Origin of the sequence: Oscillatoria sp. CS-180 (genome assembly GCF_028330965.1) — a bacterium.
In the GTDB taxonomy this organism is placed as follows: domain Bacteria; phylum Cyanobacteriota; class Cyanobacteriia; order Phormidesmidales; family Phormidesmidaceae; genus Halomicronema.
The window spans coordinates 40,370-54,880 of sequence record NZ_JAQMUB010000031.1; the positions used below are offsets into that span (position 1 = coordinate 40,370).

Here is a 14,511-nt window from a genome sequence, read left to right on the forward strand (position 1 = left end):
CAGATGGATTCTGCCTTCGGTCATCCCCTCTAATTTCCTCTGATTTGTGATTAATTCGCGATTATATAAAAAAGTAGAGCGCTCCGATCAACGATCTGGAGCGCTCTGCAATGACCAAATTAGGGAACTCTTTCAGCGTTTACCAGAGACCACGTACAGGTTCAGGTTCAGGTTCGGGCTCTGGCTCTGGTTCAGGCTCTGGCTCTGGTTCGGGCTCTGGCTCTGGTTCGGGTTCGGGTGTCATAGGCTCAGTCGTTTCAGGAGGTTCAGCAGCTGCTTCTTCGCGGCCTTCTTCGAGTGCCGCAACGACACCGTCTGGTAAAAGCACACTTTCAATAACGTGGATGACACCATTGGTAGCGGGGACGTCGAAAGCGGTAACGACGACACCATTAACGTCAATATCTTCATCGGTTCGGTTGACCTGTAGCGTGCTTCCGTCAACAGCTTCTAGGGGTGTAGCGCCGTTGGGAATATCACCGGAGGCGACCGCAGCTCCAGGCACAACGTGATGCGTAAGGACCTCCGTTAAGAGCTCACGATTTTCTGGCAGCAATAAATCAGCGACTCCAAGCTCATAGCGAGAACGGAGCAAGTCATCCAACTCTGCAAAGGCATCGTTGGTGGGCGCAAACACCGTGAAAGGACCTGGACCTTGTAAGGTTTCTTCAAGTTCCGCCGTGCGAATGGCTTGCACGAGCGTGGTGAAATCATCAACACTGCTGGCTACGGTGACGATATCGGCGTCGGGAAGGGTCTCAACCTGTGCAACAAGCTCACCTTGAATAATGGAGGCGTCCTTCTCTGGAATCGCTATAGCCAAAGGTGCAATGCCAAAACTGAAAGCACCCGCGATCGCGATACCCTGCAAAGCAGAAGATAAGTAGACCATCGTTTTTCTCTCGGTTGGTTACACAATCTTTAATTTTAGTAGTCTATTACGAGATCCCTGTAAATGCGATGAAATCTATTAGAATCCTCCCACATAAACGATTGTTCTTTGTTTTATGACGTGACTGTCCGAGACAGTCTGAGACTTTCAGCACTTGTCTCAGTTCTGACAATGACAATATTACTCACTGTTGGGCGAAAGCGCCTTCATCGCTGCCTTTTGGCTGACTGTTTGATAAAGATCTCGGAAGTAGGCCATCACCACCCGCGCATCATTAACGGGTAGAGGAATGTTATCCAGCCTATCCAGGGCCGTTGAGCTAGAAGGCGTGATGACGACCAGTGAAGAATCTAGAGGTTGCTCATACTGCCAAAAGCTGCCGATATCTAGCGATGTCTGCTCCTGCTTCTGATTTTGACTCTTAGAAACGGTTGTGTCAGGGGTGCCAACTTCAGCTAAACGATCAGCCGATTGCTGACGCTTCTGTCGCAAGGAGTCTAGAATCTGCTGGCGATCGCGTCCTCTCAGTTGAAACAAAATGAAGGGATCTTCTCTAAAAAAGTCGCCTAGCTGGTAATACACCGCTGCAATATGCTTACAGGGATTTTTGGGGTCAGGGCAATCGCACTTGGAGTGAACCTCAGAAAGTTGAAACGGAAACAGACTCAGGCCATTGGCTGTAAATACCGATTCAATATCATCGGGCATTTCGCCTGCCAGAAGCTGTGCCGAAAACAGGGCATGTTCTGCAAGGCTTTCGATCACATAACTCCAGTCTTCATCGGTGAAAGCATCTAGCCAAATTGAAAGTTTGTAGGGTTCCTCAGCCGTACCCTGCACCAGAGCGATGACTTTTGCACCTTTATAGTCAATATTGAGAATATTGCCTTCGCGGGCATATTTTCGGCCCCGCTCTAAACGCTTTTTGAAGCGATAGTTGTTCAGCAGATCGACCCATCGCTGCACCCACCAAGCCTCTTCATTGAGTTCAAAGTTGGAAGTGGACTGAAAGCTGCTAGCCATAGTTAAGATGTCCTGAGGGAAAGATGGAAGGGTTTGCGATTTTAGACTGACGATTTTGAACTAGACGTCGACGACTATTACAGGAAGAGAGACTAGAGAACCTATTCTCGCTGGTATAAGTTGATGTCACCAACGTCTACCGCTTTTGAAAGGGAAAGAATCCAGGCGATCGCAGAAATAATATCGCCTAGTGGAATAGGGACTTGTGGTGGGAATCGGCCTTCGCTGATATCTGTCAGAACTTCGTCGGTAGCAACATTTTCAGGATTGATAACCGTCAAGCCAACCCCCTGAGGATGCAGAGATCGGCGCAGGGATTGTACAGCTCCTCTCAAACTATACTTCGAGGCCGTATTGGCTACTTCAACCGAGGCACAGTTCTCGATGCCTGAAAGCGAGCCGATAAAAATGGCTCTGGCGTTGCTAGATTTCGAGAGATTTTTAGCTAAGCGTTTTGTCAGTTCAATGGGGGCGATCGCGTTCACAGCAATCACATAGCGGGTCTCAGCGTCAGAACTGCTCATGAAGTCATATTGATCGGTGAAAGCATTTTCCTCCCAAACACCGCCCATGAACAGCAGCGCATCCACAACTGAATTTCCCACCGCGTTCACAACAGTATCAATGCCTGCTGCTGTTGAAATATCCGCCGATATCCACCGCCCAGCCACTGCCTCACTTCTGGAGATTGAGGTCACCTCGTAACTATCTAAGGCATCAAAATGCTGAGCTACAGCTGCGCCGATACCACGACTAGCACCGATGACAACAACCTGTTTTAGTGTCGTTGTCTCTGGCATGGGTCCGCTTTCCTAATCATTCGCCATAATCCCCTTTATAAACTGACCTGACTCAAATGACTACGAGGATTGCTAGATCGTTGAGTCTGAATCTGTTCATAGAGAGTCCGCTCTTGATCAGTTAATGTCTTGGGTGGCGTAATCACCACTCGCACCAGTTGATCACCTCTGTCGCCCTTAGGACTCGGCCAGCCTTTACCCTTCAACCGCAACGACTGACCAGACTTGACGCCAGCAGGCAAATTCATTGTGACGCTGCCATCCGGCGTAGGAACCTCAATCTTGCCACCCAGAACCGCCTCATCAGGTGCAATTGGAACTTCGCAGACGAGTTTGTCGCCTTCGAACTGAAAAATGTTGTGAGGCAGCAGATTAACGATCAAGTAAATATCACCCCGCTGCTTAGAATAAGGATTCAGTTGACCCTTACCGCGCAAACGGATTTTAGTCCCCTGCTTAGCCCCTGCGGGAATGCGAACTTTGACCTCATCACCACCAATATTGAGACGCTTTTGCGTACCTCGAAAGGCCTCTCTCAAGCTGAGAGAAATATTAGCTTCCTGGTCAAAAGACTGCTGTGAGGAGGGGGCACCTGTATTGAAACCACTGAAGTCAGTACCAAAACCGCTGCCTCTAGGAGAAGTTCGGTACGAGGTATAGCCACGGGATGCACTGGAACCGCCAAAGCCACCTGTCGTCCCAAACCGCCCTAGCAGTTCGTTAATGAACTCGTCGAAACTACCATAGTTGCTGAAATCGAATCCACCAAAATCAGCAGCATTGCCGGTGTAGGCTGAGGTCCGATCAGCCTGCTGCCAATAGCGACCAAACTGGTCATACTTCCGGCGCTTGTCGTTATCTGAAAGGACTTCGTACGCCTCGCTAACCTCTTTAAATTTGGCCTCAGCTGTATTATCCCCTGGATTAACATCAGGATGATACTTCCGGGCCAGTTTGCGAAAAGCACGCTTAATATCATCAGCACTGGCCGATTTACTGACCCCTAATATCGAGTAGTAGTCTTTGAAGTCAGTGGCAGCCATTCAGATATCTCCTCCAATCAAATCTTAAAAACAGAGCTTTTAGTAGGCTACTTCATACGTCAGATGGGTTTACAATCCTCGCTGACGCTATGGGGCCGCCGTCGCTAGTTCTGTTAGGACAAGACGGCGAGCATCGGGCTATAGAACTAAGCATCTGGATGCTATCAAGTGCACAAGCCTAGACGGCTAAAGCTATATATAGGCTACCAAAGGGGTTTATAAATACAAGTTCGGTTTTTTCGCCGATGCGATCGCATTCTCCTACTAAAAGATTGGCTGTTCACGGTGCAAGTAGGTGCACCACCGGGTTGCAAAGCTTACCTTCAGCGCTATGCACCTTAAAGCAGGATTTGGAGGAGAAAGCAGTTGAGGACAGCTTTGAATTTATAGATAGTAATTTAGGGGAGGAAGCGATCAAGGGCGGCTTTAAGCTCATCAATCTCTGCTTCGATGTTACCTTTCTCAGATGCACGAGTGATGCACTGGCTGAGATGCTCATCTAGGATGATGCGGGATACTCGATCAAGGGCGCCCCGAACAGCTGCAATCTGAACTAAAACGTCAGGGCAGGGACGGCCATCCTGAACCATTGTTTTGATGCCACGAATGTGTCCTTCAATACGGGCAAAGCGATTAAGTATGCGCTGCAGCGATTCTGGATCATGCACGTGCCCATGGTGATGACCATTAGCATCATGGCTATGAGTGCCGGGGTTATGAGTGCCAGGGTTATGAGCGTGAGGTTTGAGGTTCTCTTCGTGAGAGGATCCAGACTTTGCGATCGCCATACAGATTTCCTATTACATAGTCGGAGAGAAGCAACAGTTGTTTACTGTTCAAAGCCAGAAAGCCTTGCGAGTTCTGCTAAGGGTTGAGCCCCAATATAGAATTCGCCGTCAATCTCCCAAGTTGGATACCCTTGGATATTTTTTGATTTACAGAGTTCAGGTTGAGCATTCTTTCCATCAGCAGCACATTCCACATAGGGAATGTCTTGAACCGCTTCTCCAAACATCTCTTTCTGATCGGCACAGTGAGGACACCAATAGGCACCATACATCGTTGCACCTTGTTCCGTTAAATGAGCAGCAAGCTGACTTTCATACGAGTTAGCCGATGTGCTATCGGCAACAGATGCACAACCGGCGGCAACGACGCCAGCAATAGCAACCGTGCCTGTCAGCTTCAAAAGGGAAGAACGCTGCTTTGAAAAAAAACGATGAGCCTGTGTCATGAATTTCTTGGGGGAAAGACCAATTAAACCTTAGCTAGATAGTTTTAATTAATGATGCAGCAGTAGACCACTTGATTATTCGGAAATCCCTGCTTGGGTGAAGAGGAACTCCTCGTCTATCCTAGCTAGTTAACATGAGACAGAACGTTTTTCATATGGTAGCGCTCGATAAATATCATTATTGATATTTGAGTGTTTTTTCTTCAATTCAATCCATCGGAGACTTCAATGGCGGTAATAGCTTGGCTTCATTCCTGGCGACATCTGCTGGTACGGCTACTGGCGATCGCACTCTGTGCAGTTTTGATGTTGCTTACCGATCAGCGCCCTGTCTTTGCGCAGGATACTTCTGAAATGGTAAGTCCAGCGCTTTTGGGACGAAGAAGCTTTGTCGCAGCTGCTGTTGAGGATGTCGGTGATGCAGTCGTTCGGATTGACACCGAAAAAACAATTGTGCGTGAGACACCTGATTTGTTTTTTGACGATCCCTTTTTTCGAGGCTTTGGTGGCCCCAACGGTTTTCCAAGTTACCCTCAGGAGCAACTGTTGAGGGGGCAAGGTTCGGGTTTCATCATTTCCGCTGAAGGCGACATTTTGACAAACTCCCATGTCGTTAATGGGGCAGATCGTGTGACTGTTCGCTTGAAAGATGGACGTAGCTTCGAAGGGATTGTAGAAGGAGAAGATAGCGTAACTGATCTGGCCGTCGTTCGGATTGATGCGGGTAATGAACCCCTACCGATCGCTCCTCTAGGTGACTCTAGCAATGTGCAAGTCGGGGATTGGGCGATCGCGGTGGGTAATCCTTTGGGTCTAGATAATACCGTTACCTTGGGGATTGTGAGTACCTTGAAGCGCTCCAGTGCCTCGGTAGGCATTCCCGACAAGCGATTGGACTTCATTCAAACTGATGCTGCCATCAACCCTGGCAACTCAGGTGGACCGTTGCTAAACCAAACGGGACAGGTCATTGGCATCAATACCGCTATTCGAGCTGACGCGATGGGAATTGGATTCGCGATTCCCATCAACAAAGCGAAGGAAGTCAAAGATCAGCTGGTGCGGGGTGAAAGTATTGCTCATCCCTATTTGGGAGTACAGATTGCAACGCTGACTCCAGATGTGGCTAAACGCAACAACGAGGATCCCAATGCGGGTGTGTTGCTGCCAGAGGTTGCAGGCGTTTTGGTCATTCGAGTAATTCCTAATACCCCAGCTGACAATGCGGGACTCCGTCGAGGAGACGTTGTTCTTGAGATCGATGAGCAAGCTGTGGCCTCGGCAGATGTATTGCAGCGGAAAGTTGAAGCTAGCAATATCGGACAGACTCTACGGCTTAAAGTACGACGAGGTGACCAGGTCGAGCAGTTGCAGGTGACAACAGCTGAACTGGACAGTAAAAAGTAATCAAAAGTACTTGGAGTACCGTATAGCCTTTCTCATGTTGCCTAAGTACAGTCCAAAGGGAACAGCAAGTAGGTGATCGGTAGTCGTTGTCAATCCGAATTACATAGGACTTACGCACGGCCCCCTTGCATCCCCCAATTTTGGGGGACGTTGCATCTAGCTTCCCCATATTTGGGGATTAAGGGGCCAAAGTCGGATGCAACTGCGTAAGTCCTGTTACAGCGATCGCTAGTGCTATTAAGACAACACGGCAAACTATCGGGCTACAGGCTAAGCACCCAGATGCTACTAGCGCATAAGCCTAGTCGTCTGTCTAGCTTGGATTCGTAGATACTGTTTGGTTTCCTAGGGGTCAAGTGCTTTGAGGCACTAAATTTTTGGTCTTGGATAGCCTTTGACGCGAGCCGGATTGACGACGCTGACAGTGGGGTCCTGCTGATACAGATAGCGCGCTAGCTCATAACCCTAGAGGTTGATCGCTTCCAGGCACCCATGCACTTGCTACGCCTTGAGTGTCTAGCCACTGGCTAAGCTAGGTACGTGTTCTCAGCGCTAAATCCGGGGTGTCTGAGACAATGGCGGCTCAAAATACTATCCAGTCTGCTTGCGATCGCCCATGTATTGAGATATCAGCGGATACAGGGGCTCCTTGCCATTCAATTGCCAAAGGCTGATACACAATGCCGTTGCCACAGTAAGCCATACCCAAGACGGGAAAATAATCCAACCCGCTAGCGGTGCTGTTTGATAGTAGCTGATAGTCAGTATCGCTACGGAGAGAAACGGCCCCAAAATCACTGCTGGTACCGCCAATCCTAAACGACCCTCTACCGTGAAAATTGTGTTCCAGGTGTCACCTAAGCTGAGGTGGACTACAAAGAGAACTAGAGGCAGGCATAAAAACGTCTGCTCCATCGCTGACCACACTAAATAGGCAGACACCACTCGCAACACGGCAATGCTCATCCAGACAATGGGAAAAGCGAGGGGCGGTGGTGCCCAACTAGGTCGCCGAAGCGATGTGTATCGACCACTGTTGCGCGTATTGTCTAGCAGGGAAAAGAAGCGAGAACGCAATGTAACAAATGCAAAAAATCCACAGGCGATCGCAATCGGCATCCAATCAGGTAAAGCTTTGATGTCAAAACGAGCAAACGCGAAATCCGCACTCCAGAGGAGTCCAACTAGCACTGCAATTTGAACCAGTGTTGCACCTATGTACTTCAGCGTCACAGCCTTATCCCACTGGGGATTCTCCAAATTAGTCTGAACTGTTCTGTCTTCAGTCACCTCTTTGACACCCATCACGGTATTGATGCCGCCTTTAATAAATTTTTGATTATCCATCTGTGTTGAAATTGGTGATTGACGTGTGCTGTCGCAGAATCTATGGCTAGAAGAATAGCGAGAAAACGGTTGGGCTGTGTGGGTCTTATTTCTGGCTAGAGGCAATCGAGCATACTGATATGGCTGTAGCCATCTAGGTTTGTGCATTTCTAATAGCATCCGGGTGCTTGGCATAGGCCAGATGGCTCGCCGTCTTGTCCTAACGGAACTGGCGACGGCTATATCTTGCATTCAGCACAATATCTTACATTTGTGTTTGCCTTCTAGATCCCCTAATTTCTATCTCTCAGGCAAAAGTCGGTAAAGTCTCAGATGGTAGGGCTTCTGGCTGCTGCATGCAATGGGTCATAAGACGACTCCATCGGTTTCGTTAGGCGGGCTGAGGGAAATTTTCGTTTTGCCCCAGCCCCCTTTTCCCCGCCAGCAGTGTTCAGCTACTCCAGACATGTTTTCGCATCAATACCCAGATTCTATAATCCGTCCGCTCCGGCGTAGTGTTTAGGCAGCTAGAGAGAATTCGTGCCTCACGAGCTGTGATCGTCGGGGCTCATAGTGACGATTACTTTTCCTTTGGCATGACCCGCCCCAAGATATTGAAGGGCATGTGATGTTGCCCTTAATGGATAACATCTATCAATCACGGGGATGACTTTGCCAGATTCAAGCAGCTCTCCAATAATAGACAGGTTCTTTTGCTTTACTTGCGCTATCCCCATAAATGAAAATTGTCGACGTCCAACTTTCGATAGTATGGGTCCCACAAGCACTGCCTGAATAATTTGAGTCAGCTCTCCTCCAGCTGAGACATAGATGCCCGTAGGACTCAATGCCCTACGATAATCAAAAATCGAGTGATAACCGTTGACAGCAAAAATCAAGTCAAATTGCCGCCCATTGGTCGTGAAATCTTCTTGCGTGTAATCGATAACGTAGTCTGCCCCCATTGAGTGAGCGATATCCAGATTTTGGGTGCTACAGACAGCCGTTACTATGGTCTCGAAGGATTTGGCTATCTGCACAGCGAACGTCCCTACGCCACCAGAAGCTCCATTGATGAGAACCTTTTGACCTGGCTGGATTCGACCTTTATCGTGAAGTCCTTGTAGCGCTGTCAAGGCCGCTACCGGGGTGGAGGCAGCAGCCTCAAACGACACGTTGGCCGGTTTTCGTACCAACTCATGTTCATCAGCACACACATAGTCTGCAAATGAACCTTTGGCTATGCCGAAGACTTCATCCCCTGTCTGAAACTGGGTTACGCGATCGCCTACAGCTTCAACCCGACCAGCCACGTCTAATCCAAGTGAAGTCTTTTTGGGTTTGGAAAGTGTACCGTTCGTTAAACGGATCACCGGAGGACCTGTTAGATGATACCAGTCCAACATGTTGACAGATGCCGCATGAACCTTTAGCAAAATTTGATTATCTTTGGGTACCGGTTTCTCGGTCTCTATGAGTTCAATAACATCTGGGGAACCATATTTTGTGTATACAATCTTTTTCATTTAGATGACCTTTTGTTCAAGATTTACACCCTTAATCAACAACGACAAACAGAGTGTTGTCTCCCCAAAAAAACAGGGGATAAAGATATAAGGGAATAAACTAACAGCGAATTCAGGGACTAGAAAGTTGGCGAAACTATTAATCAGGTAACACGCTCCCCCTATCGCTAAAAGCAAACCTATTATTCGAGGAAGGACACCTAATCTAAAAATCAAATAACCAGCTAGAAGGCAATAGCAGCCAAAAAATGCAAGGCTGAGATTAAACCCAATCTCATGTAGCAGGAAGTGCATATAAGCCGTAGCTTGAAGCTGTTCTGCGGTCATTGTGGCAGCACTCTGTAAAAGGATTAGAGGGACAAAATTATTGAGTAAACTGACACCCTCAATAGTTGCTGCTACCAATATAAAAAGCATTACCAGTCGGGAGAGACTCTGGTTTGCAAATTTGAATAGGTCGTAAAAGATGACTGCTAGAGGGATATTACAAAGAACTACGATGATATGAACTCCGAGTCCGAATCTATAGAGCGATTCGTTTGCCAGAATGTTATTTACCGTAGCTGCTGCATCACCATGCACAACAATCGCGGAAGGAACATAGCCCGCACCGAAGAGTCCTCCAATGATAATAATTAAGTATAAGACGCCACCCATTCTTGCCTTGAATGGCAACGAAGCTTCTGCAATCTGTTCTTTCATCTTTCCTTACTCCATTCCTGTTGTAAGTGTTTATCACCGACACAAGAAGCTTACAAATAGGACGGTGTGAGAGTCATACCACTGGGGTATTACTCAAGGAGTAATTACCCATTGATCAAGGGGATTAGGTGATGGGAAACCTGATGACTATATTGAGGACAAAATTCCCAAAGTACGGGCTTTCGCGACGGCATCTGCCCGGTGATGGGCACTCAGTTTGCCGTAAATATTTCGAGTATGCACTTTCACTGTATTTACCGAAAGGAAAAGTGTCTTTGCAATTTCCTGATTGGTCCGACCATCTGCTATCAGGTGAAGCACTTCAATTTCTCGCTTGCTTAATGGTTCGAGCAGCTCGGCTACTTGAGATTGTGTTTTTAACGATCTTTTTTGCTCTAAGTCGTTAAGAGGAAACGCAGTTAACACGCGCTGTACATAATTAGAATCAGGGGTTATTTCGCGGGAAAGGGCCTCATAGAGCAAACGTGCCATGGGTTCGCCTTCATTGACAAAAATGCGGAGGTAACCCTCAGTTTCTGCGAGTGTGAGGGCGCGTTCCAAAAACTTGAGGGCGGAAGAGAGATTACCTTGTGCTTCATTGATAATTGCTTGCAAGATGAGAATCTCAATCATGCTGCCTGACCTGTTGCCTGCTTCTGCCGCTGAGTACAGCTGTGCTAGAAGTGCGATCGCTTTTTGAAAGGTCTTTTCTGTTGAGACACGTCTATATTGAGCAATCAGCACTCTGGCTAATGTGATGTACTCGAATTCTTGTAAATAGCTGAGCTCATTATCAATAGACAGGCCTTGCTCACGTACCCAACCAAGGGCTTCTGCCAGCCTACCTTGTCGGAGCCATACCCGCGCCTTCAAGGCGGCTACAGGGCAAAGATTGGGAACAGGACTTCTACGGTAGAGTTGTCCCGCTTCTTCGAGTAACTTGAGGGCATCATCCAGGTCTCCCTGCTCGACCTTTAATTGAGCCTGAAAAAGATACAAGCCATAGGGCCATTCCGGTAATGCTGCTCGTTTGTCAAGTGTCTCGCATTTCTGCAGGTGTTGTTTAGCAGCTTCCTCGTTGCCTTGTTCATGATAAAGCTTGCTCAACCCGAGATGTAAGTCGGTTGTGCCCGGCAATACTGGCTCGCCTTGCGCTGTCGAAAACAGTAAGGTCTCTTTATAGAGATTGACTGCGTCAAAAAGACGACCCTGGGCAATCTTAATACCAGCCAGCGTATAGGACCCACTGATTGCAAAAAGGAGATGTCCTGTCGTCCGCAAGCGTGCGATTGCATCCGACATATACTGAACGGCCATCTCCAAATCCCCATTCCTCCAATAAGCCAGACCTAGCAGAGAGCTTGCGAGGCCAGCAATATAATGGTTCGTTTCAGATAGGAGGTTGAGTGTTTGCCGGGCATGTTTGATCGTGCCAGCATTATCGCTGAGTGCCTGAGCGTGAAAAGCCCAAGCAACGCCTAGTAATCCTTGTTGCGAACAAAATATTTTCTCATCCTGACTGCTTGGCGAAGCCTCCAGAGAATCACTTGTCAGTTCCAATAAACGATCTGCGTCCTTCAGTCGGTTCTCTGCAGCCTGCAACTGACCTGAGAAAAGCAACTCCCAGGCAAGTCCAATACTGAGTGTAGTCCGGGTTCGGACTAACTCGTCTGGCAGTGTCTGTACCCATTCTGTCCAGGCTGCATTCTGGTAATAAGAGCCACTATTAGCTGACCATTCCAGTTCGATTAGATCCGCCGCACGCTCGAAATGTCGGGCAGCGAGGGCGTGGTGGATCGCACTGGGTCGAAAATTATTCTGCTCGTACCATGCACATGCTCTTAGATGTAGCTCAGCTACAGGGTCGGGGTGCCCCTGAGTTAAGCGTACTTGCAGAGCATCTGTAAAAAGATGATGGTAGCGATACCACTCGCGTTTGTTATCGAGCGGAACCAGCAGCAAATTTGTGCGTTCTAGATACTCTAAGATTTCTTGGCCTGGGGTAGAAGCTTGGAGCAGAACAGCATCACAAAGAGAGCCACATAGGCGATCGAGAATGGACGTGGATAATAGGAAGTTCTGGATGCTTTTGGGCTGCTGTTCTAGAATTTCTTCAACCAAATAATCCAGCACAAAGTAATGACTACCGGAGAAAGATTTGATAAAGGTGGCCGTGTCTTGGTGTCCTTGTAAGGATATTGCTGCCAATTGTAGTCCGGCAATCCAACCTTCAGTACGGTTTTCAAGTGCGGTAATCTCTTCTGTCGAGAGATTAAGATTCATCGTTTGGTTAAGAAATTCGGTCGTTTCGACTTGGGTAAAGCGCAAATCGGGGGCTCGCACTTCAGTCAGCTGACCGCGTGCGCGCAGTCGTGCTAGAGGCAGCGGTGGATCTTCGCGGGTGGCAATGACAAGGTGCATGGATGTTGACGGCAGGTACTGAACCAAAAACTCCAGTGCCTGATCCACTGGTTCGGATTCAATGCGGTGGTAGTCATCAAGGACGAGAATGACGTTTTCGGAAACAGCCGTAATTTCATTGATCAACGTCGTTAGAAGCGAATTGAGTGGGGGCAGTTGGGGTGATTTTAATGCTCTTAAAACTCCTTCACCGAGTTGAGTTTTCCCCTCAACCTTGCTTAGGGTGAGCGTTTGCAAGGCAGACACAACGTAAACCAGAAAGCGAGTTGGATCATTATGCTCCTCATCCAGCGACAACCATGCCACCGGCTGTTCACAGACGGCAATCCATTCGCTGAGTAAAGTTGTTTTGCCAAAACCAGCAGCGGCAGAAATGAGGGTTAGCTTGCGGTGTAACCTTGCATTCAGCCGTTCAATAAGACGTGGACGCACCACAGCGTCGGGTCGTGGTGGAGGGATATACAGTTTGCTGGTTAAGATTGGCCTGTACATTCCTTAAATCATAAAACACTTAAAAACAGCTTCCAGTTTTGCTTCATTCTGAAGGCTTAGGATTATCCCACTGAAGTAGTCAGCGAGATCAAAATTAAGTGCTTCAATAAAAATTCCAGATAATCATATTCACGTTAGCTACAAGACTTTTCTCGCTATTGCTATGTCAAAAAGAGTGTATGGCCCAGGGTAAAGTCTGCCTAACGTTCCGGTTGAGCGGTTGCAAGAACTTTCCGACCAAACTTTGCCAGTCCGCTCCAACCGGGTTGTTGGGCTGCGTTTACTTTGAACTTAGGAGATTTCTGAAAATGAAAATACCCAGCTATGGTGCATTTCGCTGCGCCAACGACACCTTACTAGCGGTAAATTCTGTCCTAGAGATTCCCTTAGGCAACAGAGAATAGATAACTCATAGCCGCGACGACAAAAAGAATTAAACTCAACCCTGCAAATACAAAGCCAATGTTAACTGTAAAGTGCTTCTCTCGAACATTCTTTGAAAGAATATAAATTTCTTCTGCCAGTACTCTAAGCTCGAATTTCTCTTCGATAGACTTAATAGTAGCCTGGAACTTTTGCCGATTCAAACCCTCAATAAACTGAAAAAACCACATTATTTTTTCTGGAGGGTAAACATTAGAGTCTTGATATTCTAACTCGGCTTTTTTAATAATTCGCTTGACTTCATCGGATGAATACACTCGTGACCGAATGCAAGCTATCGACGATCCAATTGATACTACTAACGACAAAAGCATCGAAGTTAGAGTTAATCAAGTTACCCAATTAAATTCAGCAAGAATTGCTCGTAGTTTATCAGGTTCGGAAAAAACTGTATTTGTGAGAAATGCTAAGAAGCCAGCATCGATTGCTAAAACTACCTGAGCCTTTGAATCCGCACTTTTGTACCAGTCTAAAAGACTTTCATATAGTCTTTGTGCATACTCCAATCTGTTAAACATAGTTGCATATCATACCCAAGCTTTTGTTCTTGAGGCTTCTATTATGCCCGTTTGCAGCCCAACGCAGTGTCTAGTGCGGAGCTGTAGCTATTAATTCAAATTACAAACCTAACCAGCCTCGCAAAGACTGTTCGAGTTGATCAGCATCGACCTTAACCAACTGACTAATTACTTTAATCACCAAACTTTCATGCACTGTATATACACCTCTTTTGACTGCAGTAGCTACGTTCAATCCGGCTACTGCCCACTCAGACAACACAAACTCCCCAGCCAATAATGAAACTGTTTTGCTTGTTAAAGGAGTAATGAGAATGTCCTGAGATGGGTGCGACGTACTTATAACAACAGCAGGTCTTACCTTTGAACTCGATAAATCTGAGAAGGAATAGCGCACTAATATAACATCACGCTTGGAGTAGCTGGGCATACACGTCATCCTCAGTATTATCCCAGACTGCATCAAGTGATGCTTGACTTGCTTGTAGCCAGAACTCAGCCTCGTCGTCAGGTAGGACTGTTACCAGTACTCTTACCCCTTCTGGTAGTTCTGCTGACTCCGATAATTCAATTTTTCCTTGCCGAACCGTAGCCCAAAGTGTCTTTAACATATTCGTTGCATGAAACCATGACTTAATTTTACGTCGTAATTACAATTGGCACGACCGCCTCACCAATACCCT

The 14,511-nt window shown here is 47.4% G+C and carries 15 protein-coding genes; 2 read left to right on the top strand and 13 right to left on the bottom strand.

The window, feature by feature from the left end; translation table 11 throughout:
* Positions 1 to 139: 139 nt before the first annotated feature.
* From PN498_RS06770 to PN498_RS06795, 6 genes are all read right to left on the bottom strand, one after another.
* A complete protein-coding gene (locus tag PN498_RS06770; protein ID WP_272061962.1) occupies positions 140 to 892 on the bottom strand; it encodes a fasciclin domain-containing protein in 753 nt (250 codons plus the stop codon).
* Positions 893 to 1,072: 180 nt separating this feature from the next.
* A complete protein-coding gene (locus tag PN498_RS06775; protein ID WP_272061963.1) occupies positions 1,073 to 1,915 on the bottom strand; it encodes an SWIM zinc finger family protein in 843 nt (280 codons plus the stop codon).
* 101 nt (positions 1,916 to 2,016) lie between these two features.
* A complete protein-coding gene (locus tag PN498_RS06780) occupies positions 2,017 to 2,715 on the bottom strand; it encodes an SDR family oxidoreductase (protein WP_272061964.1) in 699 nt (232 codons plus the stop codon).
* A 35-nt stretch (positions 2,716 to 2,750) separates the two neighbouring features.
* Positions 2,751 to 3,758, bottom strand: coding sequence for a DnaJ C-terminal domain-containing protein (locus PN498_RS06785; protein WP_272061965.1), 1,008 nt, complete (start codon positions 3,756 to 3,758; stop codon positions 2,751 to 2,753).
* A 398-nt stretch (positions 3,759 to 4,156) separates the two neighbouring features.
* Positions 4,157 to 4,546: a metal-sensitive transcriptional regulator gene (locus tag PN498_RS06790; protein ID WP_272061966.1), complete on the bottom strand. Its 390-nt coding sequence runs from the start codon at positions 4,544 to 4,546 to the stop codon at positions 4,157 to 4,159.
* Between the two features lie 41 nt (positions 4,547 to 4,587).
* Positions 4,588 to 4,992, bottom strand: coding sequence for a glutaredoxin family protein (locus tag PN498_RS06795; RefSeq protein WP_272061967.1), 405 nt, complete (start codon positions 4,990 to 4,992; stop codon positions 4,588 to 4,590).
* Positions 4,993 to 5,220: 228 nt separating this feature from the next.
* Here PN498_RS06795 and PN498_RS06800 point away from each other — a divergent pair, with 228 nt between their 5' ends.
* A complete protein-coding gene (locus PN498_RS06800) occupies positions 5,221 to 6,399 on the top strand; it encodes an HhoA/HhoB/HtrA family serine endopeptidase (RefSeq protein ID WP_272061968.1) in 1,179 nt (392 codons plus the stop codon).
* 591 nt (positions 6,400 to 6,990) lie between these two features.
* Here the strand turns inward: PN498_RS06800 and PN498_RS06805 are convergent.
* The 5 genes from PN498_RS06805 to PN498_RS06825 all read right to left on the bottom strand — a co-directional run bounded on the left by PN498_RS06805 (position 6,991) and on the right by PN498_RS06825 (position 13,567).
* Positions 6,991 to 7,746 (bottom strand): TspO/MBR family protein, encoded by a 756-nt coding sequence (locus tag PN498_RS06805; RefSeq protein ID WP_272061969.1) that lies wholly within the window; start codon positions 7,744 to 7,746, stop codon positions 6,991 to 6,993.
* Between the two features lie 524 nt (positions 7,747 to 8,270).
* A complete protein-coding gene (locus PN498_RS06810; protein ID WP_272061970.1) occupies positions 8,271 to 9,251 on the bottom strand; it encodes an NAD(P)-dependent alcohol dehydrogenase in 981 nt (326 codons plus the stop codon).
* Positions 9,252 to 9,953, bottom strand: coding sequence for a DUF4386 domain-containing protein (locus PN498_RS06815; RefSeq protein ID WP_272061971.1), 702 nt, complete (start codon positions 9,951 to 9,953; stop codon positions 9,252 to 9,254).
* 147 nt (positions 9,954 to 10,100) lie between these two features.
* The gene (locus PN498_RS06820; RefSeq protein WP_272061972.1) at positions 10,101 to 12,809 is read right to left on the bottom strand and encodes a LuxR C-terminal-related transcriptional regulator; all 2,709 of its coding nucleotides are present in this window, start codon (positions 12,807 to 12,809) and stop codon (positions 10,101 to 10,103) included.
* 443 nt (positions 12,810 to 13,252) lie between these two features.
* The gene (locus tag PN498_RS06825) at positions 13,253 to 13,567 is read right to left on the bottom strand and encodes a hypothetical protein (RefSeq protein ID WP_272061973.1); all 315 of its coding nucleotides are present in this window, start codon (positions 13,565 to 13,567) and stop codon (positions 13,253 to 13,255) included.
* A gap of 10 nt (positions 13,568 to 13,577) precedes the next feature.
* Here PN498_RS06825 and PN498_RS06830 point away from each other — a divergent pair, with 10 nt between their 5' ends.
* Positions 13,578 to 13,751 carry a hypothetical protein gene (locus PN498_RS06830; protein ID WP_272061974.1) on the top strand — a complete coding sequence of 58 codons (174 nt, stop codon included), beginning with the start codon at positions 13,578 to 13,580 and terminating at the stop codon, positions 13,749 to 13,751.
* A gap of 177 nt (positions 13,752 to 13,928) precedes the next feature.
* Here the strand turns inward: PN498_RS06830 and PN498_RS06835 are convergent, their stop codons facing one another.
* A complete protein-coding gene (locus PN498_RS06835; protein ID WP_272061975.1) occupies positions 13,929 to 14,258 on the bottom strand; it encodes a type II toxin-antitoxin system PemK/MazF family toxin in 330 nt (109 codons plus the stop codon).
* A complete protein-coding gene (locus tag PN498_RS06840) occupies positions 14,236 to 14,439 on the bottom strand; it encodes a hypothetical protein (RefSeq protein WP_272061976.1) in 204 nt (67 codons plus the stop codon). Before PN498_RS06840 ends, PN498_RS06835 begins: the two co-directional genes overlap by 23 nt.
* Positions 14,440 to 14,511: the final 72 nt, after the last annotated feature.

Coding starts and splice junctions, on each gene's coding strand:
- PN498_RS06770 (WP_272061962.1), bottom strand. CDS start 892: ATGGTCTACTTATCTTCTGCTTTGCAGGGTATCGCGATCGCGGGTGCT.
- PN498_RS06775 (WP_272061963.1), bottom strand. CDS start 1,915: ATGGCTAGCAGCTTTCAGTCCACTTCCAACTTTGAACTCAATGAAGAG.
- PN498_RS06780 (WP_272061964.1), bottom strand. CDS start 2,715: ATGCCAGAGACAACGACACTAAAACAGGTTGTTGTCATCGGTGCTAGT.
- PN498_RS06785 (WP_272061965.1), bottom strand. CDS start 3,758: ATGGCTGCCACTGACTTCAAAGACTACTACTCGATATTAGGGGTCAGT.
- PN498_RS06790 (WP_272061966.1), bottom strand. CDS start 4,546: ATGGCGATCGCAAAGTCTGGATCCTCTCACGAAGAGAACCTCAAACCT.
- PN498_RS06795 (WP_272061967.1), bottom strand. CDS start 4,992: ATGACACAGGCTCATCGTTTTTTTTCAAAGCAGCGTTCTTCCCTTTTG.
- PN498_RS06800 (WP_272061968.1), top strand. CDS start 5,221: ATGGCGGTAATAGCTTGGCTTCATTCCTGGCGACATCTGCTGGTACGG.
- PN498_RS06805 (WP_272061969.1), bottom strand. CDS start 7,746: ATGGATAATCAAAAATTTATTAAAGGCGGCATCAATACCGTGATGGGT.
- PN498_RS06810 (WP_272061970.1), bottom strand. CDS start 9,251: ATGAAAAAGATTGTATACACAAAATATGGTTCCCCAGATGTTATTGAA.
- PN498_RS06815 (WP_272061971.1), bottom strand. CDS start 9,953: ATGAAAGAACAGATTGCAGAAGCTTCGTTGCCATTCAAGGCAAGAATG.
- PN498_RS06830 (WP_272061974.1), top strand. CDS start 13,578: ATGCAAGCTATCGACGATCCAATTGATACTACTAACGACAAAAGCATC.
- PN498_RS06835 (WP_272061975.1), bottom strand. CDS start 14,258: ATGCCCAGCTACTCCAAGCGTGATGTTATATTAGTGCGCTATTCCTTC.
- PN498_RS06840 (WP_272061976.1), bottom strand. CDS start 14,439: ATGTTAAAGACACTTTGGGCTACGGTTCGGCAAGGAAAAATTGAATTA.